At 72.0% G+C, this 14252-nt stretch carries 17 protein-coding genes and 1 tRNA gene; 12 read left to right on the top strand and 6 right to left on the bottom strand.

Features of this window, described 5'->3' with window-relative positions; genetic code table 11:
• Positions 1–5: 5 nt before the first annotated feature.
• The 10 genes from BBK14_RS25850 (at position 6) to BBK14_RS25805 (ending at position 8427) form a co-directional block, all read left to right on the top strand.
• A complete protein-coding gene (locus tag BBK14_RS25850; RefSeq protein ID WP_071065848.1) occupies positions 6–194 on the top strand; it encodes a hypothetical protein in 189 nt (62 codons plus the stop codon).
• Positions 191–445, top strand: coding sequence for a hypothetical protein (locus tag BBK14_RS25845; RefSeq protein ID WP_071065847.1), 255 nt, complete (start codon positions 191–193; stop codon positions 443–445). Before BBK14_RS25850 ends, BBK14_RS25845 begins: the two co-directional genes overlap by 4 nt.
• Before the next feature lie 94 nt (positions 446–539).
• Complete coding sequence (locus BBK14_RS25840) at positions 540–824, top strand: hypothetical protein (protein WP_131802420.1); 285 nt, start codon at positions 540–542, stop codon at positions 822–824.
• Entirely contained in the window at positions 821–1198 is a 378-nt protein-coding gene (locus tag BBK14_RS25835; protein ID WP_131802418.1) for a hypothetical protein, read from the top strand. Before BBK14_RS25840 ends, BBK14_RS25835 begins: the two co-directional genes overlap by 4 nt.
• 17 nt (positions 1199–1215) lie before the next feature.
• Positions 1216–2400: a DNA-methyltransferase gene (locus BBK14_RS25830; RefSeq protein ID WP_241831854.1), complete on the top strand. Its 1185-nt coding sequence runs from the start codon at positions 1216–1218 to the stop codon at positions 2398–2400.
• 27 nt (positions 2401–2427) lie between these two features.
• On the top strand, positions 2428–3528 hold the full coding sequence (locus BBK14_RS25825; RefSeq protein ID WP_071065844.1) for a DUF5131 family protein: 1101 nt from the start codon (positions 2428–2430) through the stop codon (positions 3526–3528).
• A gap of 16 nt (positions 3529–3544) precedes the next feature.
• Entirely contained in the window at positions 3545–4081 is a 537-nt protein-coding gene (locus BBK14_RS37340; RefSeq protein ID WP_071065843.1) for a hypothetical protein, read from the top strand.
• The gene (locus BBK14_RS25815) at positions 4078–6135 is read left to right on the top strand and encodes a DUF927 domain-containing protein (RefSeq protein ID WP_071065842.1); all 2058 of its coding nucleotides are present in this window, start codon (positions 4078–4080) and stop codon (positions 6133–6135) included. The genes BBK14_RS37340 and BBK14_RS25815 overlap by 4 nt, the downstream gene beginning before the upstream one ends.
• 442 nt (positions 6136–6577) lie before the next feature.
• Positions 6578–6805: a helix-turn-helix transcriptional regulator gene (locus BBK14_RS25810; protein WP_071065841.1), complete on the top strand. Its 228-nt coding sequence runs from the start codon at positions 6578–6580 to the stop codon at positions 6803–6805.
• Positions 6802–8427 (top strand): tyrosine-type recombinase/integrase, encoded by a 1626-nt coding sequence (locus tag BBK14_RS25805; protein WP_116430154.1) that lies wholly within the window; start codon positions 6802–6804, stop codon positions 8425–8427. The genes BBK14_RS25810 and BBK14_RS25805 overlap by 4 nt, the downstream gene beginning before the upstream one ends.
• A 37-nt stretch (positions 8428–8464) precedes the next feature.
• Here the strand turns inward: BBK14_RS25805 and BBK14_RS25800 are convergent.
• Positions 8465–8548 (bottom strand) — tRNA-Leu (locus BBK14_RS25800).
• A gap of 448 nt (positions 8549–8996) precedes the next feature.
• Here BBK14_RS25800 and BBK14_RS25795 point away from each other — a divergent pair.
• Positions 8997–9374, top strand: a complete 378-nt coding sequence (locus BBK14_RS25795; RefSeq protein ID WP_071065839.1) for a hypothetical protein — start codon at positions 8997–8999, stop codon at positions 9372–9374.
• Positions 9375–9437: 63 nt separating this feature from the next.
• Here the strand turns inward: BBK14_RS25795 and bcp are convergent, their stop codons facing one another.
• From bcp to BBK14_RS25770, 5 genes are all read right to left on the bottom strand, one after another.
• The gene (bcp, locus tag BBK14_RS25790) at positions 9438–9932 is read right to left on the bottom strand and encodes a thioredoxin-dependent thiol peroxidase (RefSeq protein WP_071065838.1); all 495 of its coding nucleotides are present in this window, start codon (positions 9930–9932) and stop codon (positions 9438–9440) included.
• Between the two features lie 162 nt (positions 9933–10094).
• Positions 10095–10811 carry a DsbA family protein gene (locus BBK14_RS25785; RefSeq protein WP_071065837.1) on the bottom strand — a complete coding sequence of 239 codons (717 nt, stop codon included), beginning with the start codon at positions 10809–10811 and terminating at the stop codon, positions 10095–10097.
• A 48-nt stretch (positions 10812–10859) separates the two neighbouring features.
• Complete coding sequence (locus tag BBK14_RS25780) at positions 10860–11402, bottom strand: MauE/DoxX family redox-associated membrane protein (RefSeq protein WP_420849193.1); 543 nt, start codon at positions 11400–11402, stop codon at positions 10860–10862.
• Between the two features lie 77 nt (positions 11403–11479).
• Positions 11480–12346: an SCO family protein gene (locus BBK14_RS25775; RefSeq protein ID WP_241831853.1), complete on the bottom strand. Its 867-nt coding sequence runs from the start codon at positions 12344–12346 to the stop codon at positions 11480–11482.
• Between the two features lie 332 nt (positions 12347–12678).
• Entirely contained in the window at positions 12679–13410 is a 732-nt protein-coding gene (locus tag BBK14_RS25770; RefSeq protein ID WP_071065834.1) for a hypothetical protein, read from the bottom strand.
• Between the two features lie 371 nt (positions 13411–13781).
• On the opposite strand from BBK14_RS25770, the gene BBK14_RS25765 reads away from it, so the two are divergent.
• Positions 13782–14204 carry a DUF3618 domain-containing protein gene (locus BBK14_RS25765; protein ID WP_071065833.1) on the top strand — a complete coding sequence of 141 codons (423 nt, stop codon included), beginning with the start codon at positions 13782–13784 and terminating at the stop codon, positions 14202–14204.
• The last annotated feature ends 48 nt before the right edge of the window (positions 14205–14252 follow it).

Genomic DNA, 14252 nt, shown 5'->3' with positions numbered 1-14252 from the left:
CTGCCGTGAGACACATCCGCAACACCCGCCGTTTCCGCCGCTGGCCTGTGCTCCTGTTCGTCGCCTTGGTCGTGTTCGTCTACTACGCCGCCCACCAGCCCACCCCCGCCGCCGACGCGGTCAGCGCCCTCGCCCGCCAGGCCGGTGACATTGCTGCCGGCCTCGCCGACTTCGTCCGCCAGGTCGCGGCGTGAACGGCCCACGTACCGCGTATGTCGAGGTCAACGAGGTCAAGGTGCTCGGGACCGGCCGGGGGGCTGACTGGTGGACCCTCTACCGGAGTCGCGCCGAGCGGGTTGGCCGGGTAAAGATCGTCCGAACCGTCCTGACCGGAGACATCGTCCGCGTCGCCTGCGACGACCGGGACGAAGCGCAGTGGCTCGCCAAGCACATGGTCAACCACGGCGGCCTCCCGCGCACCGCAGTCAAGGTCGGGAAGCCATGACCGCCCCCACAGCCGCCGGTCCCGGCGTGAACGTCCTGTCTCTGTTCGCCCTGGGTCGGTCGCGGTGAGCGGGCGGYGCGCGGCGCGGGTGACGGTGACAACCGCCGTGTTCCTCGACGCCAGCGAGCACGACACCACAGGCACCGGCCGCCGCGGTCTGGTCAGGCTGGTGTTCGGTGGGCTGCACTGGGCCTCCCGGCACACCGGCCCCCACGCGGCGAGGCTGGCCACGCCGGTGTGCGTGTTCGACACCTCCAGCGGGCAGCCGCAGCACCGGTGCCGCTGCAAGGCCGGCCGGTACCAGTGCTGCGAGCACACCACCGCCGCCGATCGGCTGTGTGAGGCGTGTCGGCGCTGGTGCCCGGTGCCCCGCCGGTGAGCGTGGTGTCCGCGCAGGTCTGGCACTGCCCGGCGTGCCGGCGGGCGAACGACAAGCTGCGCGTCACCTGCCGGGCCTGCCACGCCTACCGGCCGTGCGAGCACTACAGCCACGGCCGCCGCTGCGGAGCGACCCCGGTCCGCAACTACCCCGCCGGCCCGAAATGCGCCGCCCACACCCCACCCGGCGCGCCACCCACCACACCCCGCCAGCCCCCGCCGGTTCGGGTGCCGGCGGGGGAGCGGCTGTGGACTGCATCCCGGCTCGCCATCCCCGTCGCGCAGGTCGGCCGCTGCGCCTGCGGCGAGCACCACCAGCGCTACGGGCCTGGCGGGAACCCGCTGTGCCCGAAGTGCCTGGCCAACCGTCCCTGACACGGAAGGAGTTTCCCTTGACCAACTTGCCCCCGCACGTCGCGGTGTCGACCCGGCGCGGCACCCGGGACTACAACGCGGACGCGACCGCCGTCCGGACCACAAGTGCGCAAGCAGCGCGGTGGAACACCACCGTGACCGAGCCCAATGACCTTGACCACGGGCAGCGGCTGGCGCCGTTCTACGTCGACGACTCGGTGACCCTCTACACCGGGCAGGCGGAACAGATACTGGCCGGGCTGCCTGCCGCTTCGGTGCACTGCGTGGTCACCAGCCCGCCCTACTTCGGATTGCGGGACTACGGCCAGCCCGGTCAGATCGGCCTGGAGGAGACTCCCGCGGCCTATACAGCGAGCCTGGCCGCGGTGTTTGCGCAGGTGCGTCGGGTGCTGCGCCCGGACGGCACGTGCTGGGTCAACCTCGGGGACAGCTACGCCGGGAAGGCCAACGGCGGTCCGTCGGTCGGGGCGACCCGGCGGGCGGACCGGGCGGCGGTGATCCCGGCCCGGCGCAACACCACCAGCACCGCCCCCTACAAGAGCCTGCTGGGTATCCCGTGGCGGGTCGCGCTTGCCCTGCAGGAGCAGGGATGGACGATCCGTAACGCCATCACCTGGGCCAAGACCAACCCGATGCCCGAATCCGTCGTCGACCGGTTCGCTTCGCGCACCGAGATGGTGTTTCTGCTGACCCGCTCGGCTCGCTACTGGTTCGACCTGGACCCTGTCCGCGAGGCGCCGATCGACCCCTGCGCCGGCGCCGAGTGGGCCACCCGCCGGGCCCGGGGGGTCCCCGGCCGCCGCGGGATCGACCCGGCGGCCTCGGTCGCGGCGGCTGACCGGGACTTCGCCGCTCACCAGGTCGGGCGTAACCCGGGAGACCTGTGGGAAATCGCCGTGTCCGGCTTTCCCGGCGCGCACTTCGCCGTGTTCCCCCCGGAAATCCCCCGCCGGGCCATCCTCACCGGCTGCCCACCCGGCGGGGTGGTGCTCGATCCGTTCTCCGGCTCAGGCACGACTGGCATGGTCGCCACCCACCTCGGACGGCGCTACCTCGGCATCGACCTCAATCCCGACTACCACCGCCTGGCCCTGCGCACCCGCCTGCAGGCCCGCTCCCTGCCCGGCATCGACACCGACACCGACGACGGAGCACACACCGGACGCGTCGCTGAGCGGCTCCACCAGCACGGCCGGATCTGACCCCACCTGCAGAAAGGGACTCTTCTGATGAGCGAACACAGCACGATCGAGTGGACGGACGCGACCTGGAACCCGGTGACCGGCTGCACGAAGGTCTCCCCGGGCTGCGACCACTGCTACGCCGAACGGTTCACCGAGCGGTTCCGCGGTCAGGGATCGTTCGCCCGGGTCACCCGCTCGGAGGAGCGGCTCTACCAGCCGTTGCGCTGGCGGCGGCCGCGGCGGGTGTTCGTGAACTCCACCTCCGACCTGTTCCACGACGACATCCCAACCGCCTTCATCGTCCGGGTCTTCTCGGTGATGGCCCGCACTCCCCAGCACACCTACCAGCTCCTCACCAAGCGGCACGGCCGGATGCGCGCACTGCTGGCCAGCGCCAGCTTCTGGACCGAGGTCGCTTCCGTCGCCCGGCTGCGTTCCGCCCCGGCGACCCGGTACCTGCCGAACGTGTGGATCGGTGTCAGCGCCGAAGACCAGCAGCGGGCCGAGCTGAGGATCCCCGCGCTGCTGGAGACCCCCGCCGCGGTCCGGTTCGTCTCCGCTGAGCCGCTACTGGGCCCGGTGCACCTGACAGTGCTGAGGATGCGCAACGGTGCCCACCTCGACGCGTTGGCCGGGGATGTCATCCACCCGTCGACCGGGGAGATCTACGCCGCCGCCCCGGCCTGCCTGGACTGGGTCATCGTCGGCGGGGAGTCCGGCCCGAAGGCGCGGCCGATGCATCCGCTGTGGGCCCGGGACCTGCGGGACCAGACCACCTCCAGGGGCCGGGCGTTCTTCTTCAAGCAGTGGGGCGAGTGGGCCCCGGCGCAGCATTCCGTGAAGATCGACCCGGAGATCATCGCCAGGTACGCCGCGCACCGGCAGGACACCACCGAGATCGACGCCGCGAAGCGCGCATCCGAGGCTGTTGGCGCCACCCACGGCTACGCCGTTTGGGCGCATCGGCATGGCTGGGAACCGCACCGCTACACCCACAAGCCGTGGTCCGGCGAACGCGGCCACGTCGACGAGTCCACCCATGCCTCGATCCGCCGGTGGGGCAAGCGCCGTGCCGGCCGCGAGCTGGACGGACGCACCTGGGACGACATGCCCGCCAGCCACCTGCCCTCGGCTGCCCGCGTCTGAGATCGGAGCCTGTCTGATGACACGTGAGGAGTACGCCCGGCTGATGGGCGATGACGCCACGGGCCGCCAGGCCCGTGCGTTCATCGACCAGGCCCGTGAGGTGGGGCCGTTGCCCCGCTACGGATCCCCGCAATGGCTGGCACTGCCCGCGGCCGATGTGCGGCGCCGGGCGGCGGTGCTGGTCGCGGCGGAGTGCTGGCGGCTGGAGTCGTCCCCGCTGTGGATCCGCGCCCAACTCGAAGCCGAACAGGACGGGGCACGCCGGGCCGCGACCGCCGAGTTCGAGGACATGTGGCGCCGGACCCTGGACGGCATCACCCGCGTCGACCGGGCCCGCGCCGCCGGCAGCGACATCGGCCTGCCACTGCCCGAACGACGCCGCCTGGCCCTGCAACCCCGCCCCGGCGACCGCACCACCCCCCAGCCCACCCGACCGCGACCGCCGTCCCCAGCCCATCACCCCAGGGGGCCGCAGAACGGCGCTCTACGGCGCTCTGAGCGGCTCGCCCGCACCGACGCTGCTGCGGATCACGGCCGGGAGAGGACCCCATGACCCCCTCACCGCCCGCCACCACCCCCACCCCTCCCGACGCGCCAACCTCGACCCGCCCGGAGCTGTCCACCGCCGACGTGGATCAGATGGTGGCGGGGATCCTTGCCGTGGCCGATCCCGGCGAGCGGGCCGCGACCGCCCGGGAACACGTCCACGACCTGGGCCTGACCGGCGCCGACTTCGCGCTGATCGGCCGGCTACGAGACCGGCTCACCAGCTCCGACCTCACCCCCCGGATCCTGACGAAAGGAGAGTTCGACCGGGCCCACCAGCACGGCGCCAAACAGCGCGTCCAACGCGAACGCGACCAGGAACAAGCCACCCGCGACACCCGCGCCCTCGAACAAGCGCAGCGCCGCGCGGACCTCGGCTGGGCCGAAGGACTCGACGACCTCCCCGACGGGTTCGTGGTCCCCGAGGGCTACCAGGTCAGCGCCGGGGGAGTGCTCTACTTTCCCGACGAAGCACCCCCGCAGCGCGCCACCTACGCCCCGCTTCTCCCGGTCCGGATCCTCATCGACCCCGACGGGGCGCAGAACGTCGAACTCGCCTGGCGCACCGGGGGAACCTGGGTCCGGCGCACCGTCCCCAAGTCCACGATCAAATCCGGGCGCCGTCTCGTGCAGGCCCTTGGGGACGCCGGGATCCCGGTCATCGACGCCGACGGGAAGAACGCCGAACGGTGGCTGGCCAGCGTCGAAGCCGCCAACGAACACACCATCCCCCGCCAGAAACTCGCCCGCTGGCTGGGCTGGCAACCCGACGGCAGCTTCCTGCCCACCCCCGGCGAGCCGCTGCCTCTCGAACCCGCCTTCCCGGAACAGGCCCCYTACCTGGCCGCGCACCACCCCGCCGGCACCCTGGATGCCTGGCAAACCGCCATCGGACGAGTCGCCGCCTTCCCGGGCATGCGGATCGTGCTCGCCGCCGGGTTCGCGGCCGCGCTGCTGCGCGTCCTGCGCCTGGACAGCTTCGTCCTCGACATCGCCAGCACCAGCTCCCGGGGCAAGACCACCGCCGCCCGCGTCGCCCTCTCACCCTGGGCCGACCCCGGTGAGAAGTCCGACGGCATGTACACGTGGAAAACCAAACTGATCGCCGCCGAATACCGGCTCAACGCCGTGCGCGGCATCCCCGTCCCGTTCGACGAATCCCAACTCGTCGACGACCCCGCGATCGTCGACACGCTGCTCTACCAGGTACCCCGCAACCACGGACTGGCCCGCGGCGGGGGCTGGGCCTCTGGCCTCCCCTGGGAAACCATCATCATCTCCACCGGTGAACGACCCGCACTGTCGTTCACCACCAAGCAGGGTGCCGCCGCCCGCGTCCTGTCGCTGCGCACCGCCCCCATGGGCGAGAACACCCCCGACAACGGCGAGCTCGCGCAACACATCACCCTCGCCGTGTCCGAGAACTACGGCACCGCCGGCCCGGCCTTCATCACCCGGCTGTGCGCCGAACTCGCCACCGACGGAGCCACCGACCGGATCCGCGCCCGCCACCAGGACCTCACCGGCCAGCTCCGCGGCACCAGCGGCATGTCCGGACGCCGCGCCCCCATGGTCGCCGCCCTCGCCCTCGCGGACCTGTGCGCCACCGCCTGGGCCATCGTCCCGGGCGAACCCCTCCCGCTGGAGACCTGGCAGGCCTACCTGGTCACCGACGACGACCCCGCCGACAACCGCCCCGAAATGGCCCTCGACATCGTCCGCGAATACATCGCCGCCCACCCCACCGCCCTGTGGCGCCCCGGCCACACCCTCACCCCACCCCCCGCCGGCTGGATCGGACGCACCCTCACCCACGACGGCACCGACACCCTCGCCGTCCTCCCCGGCGCCCTACGCGACGCCCTGAGCCACGCTGGCATCGAACTCGAAGCCGTCATCCCCGGCTGGCGCGACGCCGGCCACCTCCTCGAAGACCCCGCCTACCGACCGCCCTGGCTACCCGCCCGCAAGATCGCCGGAACCAAAGTGCGGGTCTACGCCTTCACCCCCGGCGTCATCGACCCCCCCACCCTCACCCCCCAACTCGGTGACGACCAGTGACCACCCCCGGCGCCCGACGGGTCCTCTTTTCCTCCCCGCTCCTACCACCGACCCTCTTCCGCCCCCGGCTGCGTACCCCCACCAAAACACGCCCTGACCAGCAACAACCAGGGGTACGCAGCCCACCGACGATCTGCGTACCCCCGGGCAAGGGGTACGCAGCCCGCTCCCGCGCTGCGTACCCCTGACCCGGCAACATCCACATGCGCTCCCACCAGCACAAACACCGAAGACCCGACCCCCGCCGGGTGGGGGTACGCAGCCACCCCAAAGGAGAGAGGCCTACAGGCCACACCCCGAAAACACACATCGCTAGATCGCCACCGTGAGTCATCGACCTCACGCCAGCACGACCACGAAACCGCCACACGCGGTCCCGGCGACCGCTCCCCAGCAACCCGCCGGGACCGCACCCCATCCGCCAGGACGGAGCACCAACAGCATGCCCGCACTCGTTCCGAGCACCGAGGCCGCGACCAGTGAGGACCACGCCGAGCCCTTGCTCACCGTTGATGAGGTTTGCGTAGAGCTTCGGATCACCCGGTCAACGTTCTACGACTGGCGTCTGAAGGGCCTGGCGCCGACATGCATCACCCTGCCCTCCCGCAAGGTGCGAGTCGAGCGTTCCGCGTTGGAGGCATGGAAGGCCACTCGCCGGGACGTCGCATGACACCCGGCCCTGGGCCACGCGAACTCTCCTACGACGTGCGGCTCTGGAAGACCCGCAAGACCCAGCGGGCCAAGCACACGGCCTACCGGGTGCGCTGGGAGGTCGCTGGCCAGGAGAAGGGGGCGTCCTTCACCACCTCCGGTCTGGCGTCTTCCTTCCGCTCAAAGCTCGTGACCGCGACGAGGGAGGGTGTCGCGTTCGACGTGGCAACGGGCTGGCCGGTGACCATGGATGTCGAGTACGCGCGGAAGCAGGCCAGCAAAGGGGGCGCCGAGGCCGCGTCGGTCGAACCGGCCCCGCAGGTGGACACCTGGTACTCCCACGCGATGGAGTTCGTGGACTCCACGTGGGCCGCCTCCGCCCCTGGGCACCGGAAGAACACAGCCGAGGCACTGGCGCACATCACCCTGGCGTTCGTCCGCCAGGACGCGCTCGGGAGGCCCGCCTCGGGCCTTCTCCGCAAGGCGCTCTACACCTGGGCCTTCGATGCCCGCAGCCGACTTCCGGTCGCCCCAAAAAGCGGAGGGGACCCGACGCCCCCCGAGCCGCCCCGGGACATCGCGGACGCGGTTGCCTGGCTTGAGAGGAACACGATCCCGCTCGCCGCGCTTGGCGAGACCGAGAACGAGCTGGTGCGCCGCGGACTCGACCTGATCAGCAAGAAGATCGACGGGAGGCCGGCCGCGCCGGCCACGATCGCCCGGAAGCGGTCCGCATTCTACTCCTGCCTGGAGTACGCGGTCGAACGCAAGCGGCTCCCCTTCAACCCGGTCGACCAGATCAAGCGGCGGCCGGTGCGCAACAGCGGGGGAGTCGTCGACCGGCGCGTCGTCTGCAACCACGACCAGGCTCGCCGCCTTCTGGCCGCCGTCGCCAATCAGGGGAAGACGGGACCCAGGCTGGCCGCATTCTTCGCCTGCATGTACTACTCGGGCCTGCGACCGGAGGAGTGCAACGACCTTGCTCCGGCCGACATCGTGCTACCGCCCACGGATGACGAGTGGGGCTGGTTCATCCTCGATGGCGCAGACCCGGAGACGGGCGCGCGATGGACCGACTCAGGGAAGCGGGAGCCGAGGGAGCTCAAGCACCGTGCGAAGGGTGACACCCGCCGGGTGCCGATCCCCCCGCCGCTCGTGGCATTCCTGCGTGCCCACCTTGCCGCCTATCCGCCCGCCCGGGACGGCAAGGTGTTCCGATCGCCCCGAGGGGGACCTGTCCGGTCCAACACCTACGGTCGGATCTGGAAGGCCGGCCGTGAAGCCGCGCTCTCGCCGGAGCAAGTCGCGTCGCCGCTCGCCGCGACGCCCTACGACCTGCGCCACGCCTGCGTGTCGACGTGGCTGAACGGGATGGTCCAAGGCAGCCAGGTCGCGGAGTGGGCCGGCCACTCCGTGGCGGTGCTTTACCGGGTGTACGCGAAGTGCATCGACGGGGACGTCGACACCCAGCTCCGCAGGATCGAGACAGCACTCGGCATCGCCCCGGCGGACGGCCCCAGCGGCGGCACGGGAGCCGATGCTGTGCCGCGCATGTGCCGCGACTCGCCGGACGTCACCGGAGACGGCCGGACACCGCCGGACACTGGGGAGGGTGCGACCGATGATCCGAAGAAGGCTTGACCTCTGCAAACAAAGAGGAACGGCAGCTCGGCCCGGCTGGTGCGGGAGGGGGGATTCGAACCCCCACGCCCTAGGGCGGCAGATCCTAAGTCTGCTGCGTCTACCATTCCGCCACTCCCGCGTCACTCCAGATTAGCGAGCCGCGGGACGGCCTTCGGGGTCGGGATGGGCGCGCGCCGTCCGAATCCTGCCCAGATCCTGCCCGCGGCTCGGCTGCTATGGGGGTGGTGCGGGTGGGGAGACGATCGGTTCCGGCTGACTCCCGCGGGGGTTCGCGGCGATGTCGTTGATCACATTCGTCGGGGTCGACGTTTGCCGTGCCGCATCCGGGGGCTTCGTCGGGTTTGGGATGGCGTGGGCTGGACAGGACTGTGACCAGCGCCGATGACCGATTGGCCCATGGGGACGGCGCACAGCGAAGCCACGGAGCACGAGCCGAAGCAGGTGTCGTCGACCCAACAGTGCCCCCAGGGGGCGGGTGTCGCCGACGCGACCGACAGGCAGCCCCGTCCGGGTGCAGGGTGTACCTGCGCCGGTGGGCGCCTGGATGCCTCTGGGGGAAGATCTTCATGACGACCATCGCGGACGCCTCGCCGGACCGGCCGGACCAGTCTCCCGCCGCGGTGCGGGAGGAACGGGCCCGGGCCCGCCGGCTGATCGACAACGGCCGGGCCACCATGGCGGTCATCGACACCGTCAGCGACACCGGGGTGCGCGTCGACGGGCGCACCGTCGCCGAGGTGCACCTGCTGGTGGAGCGCCCAGGCCAGGAGCCCTACCCGGTCACGCGCCGGGCGGTCGTTCCCGCGGACGAGGCGGGCGCGAGCCCGGTGGGTGACGCCCGGGGCGGTATTCCGAGCCAGCTCCGCCGCCGGGTGCCTGTCCTGGTCGATCCCGCCCGCCCGGACAACGTGCTGCTGCGATGGGACCTGCGGGTCGCGAGCTGAGTGACGGGGGAGAACCGGCGGTCAGCCGCGAGAGCCGGCGAGGCCGACTTCAGCCGGCCGACTTCAGCCGGCGAGGCCGATCTCCTTCAGCAGCTTCGCGACGTGGCCGGTGGCGCGAACGTTGTACTGCGCCTTCTCGATCCTGCCCTCGGCGTCGATGACGAACGTCGAGCGGATGACGCCCATGGTCTTCTTGCCGTACATCGTCTTCTCGCCGAAGGCTCCGTAGGCCGAGAGCACGGTCCGCTCCGGGTCGGAGAGCAGCGGGAAGGTGAGGCCCTCGTTGTCCCGGAACTTGACCAGCTTGGCCGGCTTGTCCGGTGAGATCCCGAGGACGTCGATACCCGCGTCGTTGAGCAGCACGAGGTTGTCGCGGAAGTCGCAGGCCTGCTTGGTGCACCCGGGCGTGGACGCGGCCGGGTAGAAGTAGACGACGACCTTGCGCCCGCGGAACGACGCCAGCGAGACGTCCTTGCCGTCGGCGTCGGGCAGGGTGAAGTCCGGGGCGGGGTCGCCGGGGGAGAGCCGGGCAGCGGTGGCGGTCTCGGTCTCGGTCATGACGGAGAAGCTAGTCGTGGCCCCGGCGGGCCGGCAAACGTGGCAGTGGCATCGCGAGCGAAGCGGCCCCACAGCCACAGACCGGCCGGCCGGCGGACCACCCGGCAGACCACCGGCCGGCCAACCGATTGGCTGGCCGGCCGAGGAGTTCGGACGTCCCGGTCAGTCCTTGGCCGCCGCGGAGACGGCGGCGCGCAGGCCGTCGGGGGTCAGCTGGTCGGCGGAGAGCTGCTTGCCGTCGACGAGCACGGTCGGGGTCGAGGTGACGCCGCTGCGGGAGGCGTCCTCGTCGACCTTCGCGACGTAGCCGTCGTACTTGCCGTCCCGCACCGCGCTGACGAAGGCGTCCGAGGTCAGGCCGACCGAGGCGCCCTTCTGGATGAGGGTGTCGGTCTGGTAGCCGCCGGTGTGCTCCTCCGGCTGGTCGACGAACAGGGCGTCGTGGAACTCCTTGAACTTGCCCTCGTTGGCCGCGGCGGCACTGGCGTTCGCCGCCCGCTTCGACTCGTCGCCGAGGAACGACATGATGTGATAGTTGATCTTAATGTCGCCCGAGTCGATGAGGTCGCTGATCGTCGAGCCGGTGGTTCTCTCCAGGGACCCGCAGGCGGGGCACTGGAAGTCCTCGTAGAAGTCGAGGGTGACGGGCGCGTCAGCTTTCCCGACGACGATCGCGTTGTCGGGCCCCGTCGCGCTCGCCGGGAGAACGACCGGCTTGGACTCCTCCCGCGAGTTCTGCACGGCGAAGCCGATCACCCCGATCAGGACGAGCACGGCGGCGACAACCGAGCCGATGATGAGCTGCCTGCGCCGTCGTTCCCGGGCGGCCGCCGCCGCTCGGGCCGCCGCGACCTTCTCCCGCCGCTCCGCGGCCGTCACGCGTGGCCCCGATCCTTTTGAGGGGCGCCGGGCGTGCTGCCGCCGGAGCTACGGCCGGGCGGCGCCGACGTCCGCGATGTCTTCCTCGTCCGCGATGCCATGGGTACTCCCGAGAAGGTCGTCCTCGTCGTCGAGGGGCTGTCGTGCTGGTCCGTTCAGGAGCCGGTCGACCGACAGGTAGCCCGCGGGCCACCGCGCCAGCAGCAGGCTGGTCAGCAGCAGCGCGCTGTCGCGAACGATCTCCTGGGTGTAGTGCGTGGGTGCCTCGGACGTCAGATCGCCGCCCGCGGAGAAGCAGCCGCAGTCGATGCGCAGGCCGCGGGCGGCCGCCGACGCGATCGCCGCGATGTAGACGGCGAACAGCACCGCCGAGATGGCGGCGGCCAGCCGGACGGTCAGGCCGACGATCAGCAGCACGCCGAGCGCGATCTCCACGAACGGCACGGCGTAGGCGACCGGGTCCACCAGCGCTTCGGGCAGGATCCGGAACGCGCGGACGGACCGCACCATGCCGTCCGGGTCGTTGATCTTCAGCGCGCCCGCGGCGAGCCAGAGGATGCCGAGGCCGACCCGCAGGACGGTGCTGGCCACACGGGCGAACCGACGCGTGCCCGGCGTCCCGGCGTCCCCTGCGTCTCCGGAAGCAACGGACGCCGCCGTGGTCCCGGTCATCCGGCGGCGACCAGGGCCGGCCGGCTGTCGCCGGTGGTCTGGACGGTGTTCGTCGTCCCGGCTGTCCCGGACGACCCTGGTGTCGCGGTCACCCTCGGCGTCGCGGTGACCCTGGGCGCGCTGGTCGCCCTGGGCGTCGCGGTCGCGGTCCCGTCGCGAGGGTCGGTTCCGAGGGTCTCGGCCGTGAGGACGGGAAGGTCCGCGATGTAGTCGGCCACCGGGGTGCCGGCCAGGTAGAGCACGCGGGCGCGGGCGTCCCGGCCGAAGGCGATGACCTGGCTGCCATGGGTGACCAGGACGGATCCGTCCGCCTGGACCTTCGGTGCCTCCAGCGGGACGCCGATCGCCTCGGCCTGGGCCTGCACGTCCTTGAACGGCCCGCGTACGCCGATGAAGGTCGAGTCGAACTGGCTGAGCCAGCGGTCGAGGACGGGAGCGGTGTCACGGTCCGGGTCGGTGCTGACGAACACCACCGAGACCTGGTCCCGCACCGACCGGTCGACCTCGTCCAGGGCCGCGGCGATGTCGGCCATGGTGGTCGGGCAGACGTCCGGGCACATCGTGTAGCCGAAGAAAAGCAGAGTGATCTTCCCTTGCGTTCGGGCGCGAAGATCGAAGGGGCGCCCGTCGGTATCGGTCAGGTTGAGCGCCGGCTTCGCGAAGCGTTCGGTTGGGACAACGCCGTGTAGTCCCCCGTCGGTTCCACCGGCGTCGACGATCGTCACCCCGGTTCCGTCGCCGCCGTTGGAGCAGGCGCCGAGTGTCGCGCTGACCGCGACGGTGATCCCGATCAGCAGCGCGGACGGCGTCCGCCTGCGACGGGTAGTGGAAAGGTAGCTGATGGTGGATGGATTCCTGGTCACGGACACCTGATTCCTGCGGAGATCTGGGCGATACCGACACACACCGCGCCGCCGGGCTGGCGTGGTCAGCGCGCGGCACCGTGTGCCGGGCAGCGCGCACCGCCCAGAGCTGAGCCCGCGACGGGGCCACGCCTGGGCAACGCCTGCCGGCGACGGTCAGACCACGGACATTCGGCCTGACCTCAGAAATCTGACGCCAGAGATCGGGCGTCAGCGGTCTGACGGCCAGCGGCCAGGCGCCAGCGGCCGGGCGTCGGGTTGGGCCTGGTGGGTGGGGAAGGGGCGCGCGGACGGATCGCGGCGCCTGGCGCCGGTCGCGTCGCTACGCCGTTTCAGCAGCTCGCGATGGCCGGCGGGCCTCGGGACGGCGTCGCCGCCCACGGGCGGTCGAGTGCGCGGAGCGCGTGTAGGCGCGGTGCGCGGACGATCCGGCGCGGCACCGGGACCAGTGCGACGGGAGCCCGCAGCGCGGACAGGCACGACCCGAGCGTCAGGCAGGCGGCGCGCAGCACCTGGCAGCCGCGGCTGGTCCACCAGGAGGCCGCGGCAGCCGCCAGGGCGTGGGCGAGCAGCACCGCGATGCCGTGCCCCTGCAGGCCGTGCCCCTGGAGGCCCTGGCCGTACAGCCCGTGGCTGTGGACGCCGTACTGGGACAGCCGCGCCGCGGCCGCGGCCAAGCCGCCGCTGTCGGTGGTCGGCGGGGCGCCGAGCGGTCGGCCGGCGAGCGCCGCCGCGAGCTGCCCGGGGGAGGCGAGCGCCCCACCGGGGCCGCTGCCGGGCGCGCAGAGCAGGCCTTTGAGCGAGGTGCCGCCGGGTGGCCCGGGCCGCCCGGCCCCGGCCGAGTGGGCTGAGCGGGCGAGATCACTACCGGCGCACAGCGCGACGATGGCGGCGACGGACAGCGCCACGCCGGCGGGCGCGGGTGCTTCGGTGTGCGCGGTCGGCAGGTGGGCCAGCAGGGCGAGCGCGACCGTGGGCACGGCGAAGGCCAGACCTGGGAGCACCGCGGACGCGAGGCGGTGGGCCAGGCCGGTGAACCGCGCCCCGCACCGGCCGACGTGCACGCCTTCAGCGTAGTGCCGCTCCCGGCCCGTCCGGATCGGGCCGACGCGCTTCCGGAGCCGCTCTGGTGGTCGTCGGGCGTGGCGCGTGCTTGTCGGTGTCCGCCCCGGGCGGCTGGACGTCCGCCCACGAGGGGGGTCGACCGATAAGGGGTCGGCGGGGACAACTCACACCGAGCGGTAGGGGCGCCCCGACCGGGGTGCTGACCAGGTTCGCAAGTGCCACCGGAGCGGCGCCGGTCATCTGGAACCCGCAGGTCCGCGGACATGGTCCGCCGTTTCGTCGCGCTGGGGAGGGGCTGGTCTGGCACGATCGAGTCGGGTCGTCAGCCCGACCCCGTCCACCCAGTAAGAGAACCGAGAGGGCGACATCGGTGCCGCAGGATCCGGCCGTCATCCAGCGTCAGATCGAACAGACCCGCGCAGAGCTGGCCGAGACCGTCGACGCGATCGCGGAGATCGTCAGTCCGAAGCGGGTGGCCGAACGAGCGAACGAGCAGGTCCGGGCCAAGGTGGCTGAGCTGCGCGGGCGGTTCGCCCCGGGTAGCGCCGCGCCGTCCGCGCTCGGTGCGGCGCCCGCCGGGCACCGCGCGATCGGGGCCGGCACGACTGAGAGCGGCACACTCGGCGGCGGCCTGCCGGGCACGGTCGGCTCGGCACCGGGTGCGGACGGCGCGGCGGGCGAGGGCGGCCCGACCCAGGTGGTGCGGACGGTTCGATGGGACAGGGTCGCGCTGGTGACGGCGGTGGTCGTGCTGCTCGTGGGGGCGCGCCGCCGCCGGCGCCGGAGGCGGTGACCTCGGAAGCGGTGACCTCGGAGCCGGTGGGCCAGGGGCCGGTGGGTC

Source organism: Parafrankia soli, from assembly GCF_001854695.1.
Classification (GTDB): domain Bacteria; phylum Actinomycetota; class Actinomycetes; order Frankiales; family Frankiaceae; genus Parafrankia; species Parafrankia soli.
This window is presented reverse-complemented; position numbering and strand designations above follow the sequence as displayed.

Excerpts from the sequence above, each read along its gene's own strand:
- BBK14_RS25795 (WP_071065839.1), top strand. The coding sequence starts at position 8,997 with ATGACGACCATCGCGGACGCCTCGCCGGACCGGCCGGACCAGTCTCCC.
- bcp (WP_071065838.1), bottom strand. The coding sequence starts at position 9,932 with ATGACCGAGACCGAGACCGCCACCGCTGCCCGGCTCTCCCCCGGCGAC.
- BBK14_RS25810 (WP_071065841.1), top strand. The coding sequence starts at position 6,578 with ATGCCCGCACTCGTTCCGAGCACCGAGGCCGCGACCAGTGAGGACCAC.
- BBK14_RS25805 (WP_116430154.1), top strand. The coding sequence starts at position 6,802 with ATGACACCCGGCCCTGGGCCACGCGAACTCTCCTACGACGTGCGGCTC.
- BBK14_RS25825 (WP_071065844.1), top strand. The coding sequence starts at position 2,428 with ATGAGCGAACACAGCACGATCGAGTGGACGGACGCGACCTGGAACCCG.
- BBK14_RS37340 (WP_071065843.1), top strand. The coding sequence starts at position 3,545 with ATGACACGTGAGGAGTACGCCCGGCTGATGGGCGATGACGCCACGGGC.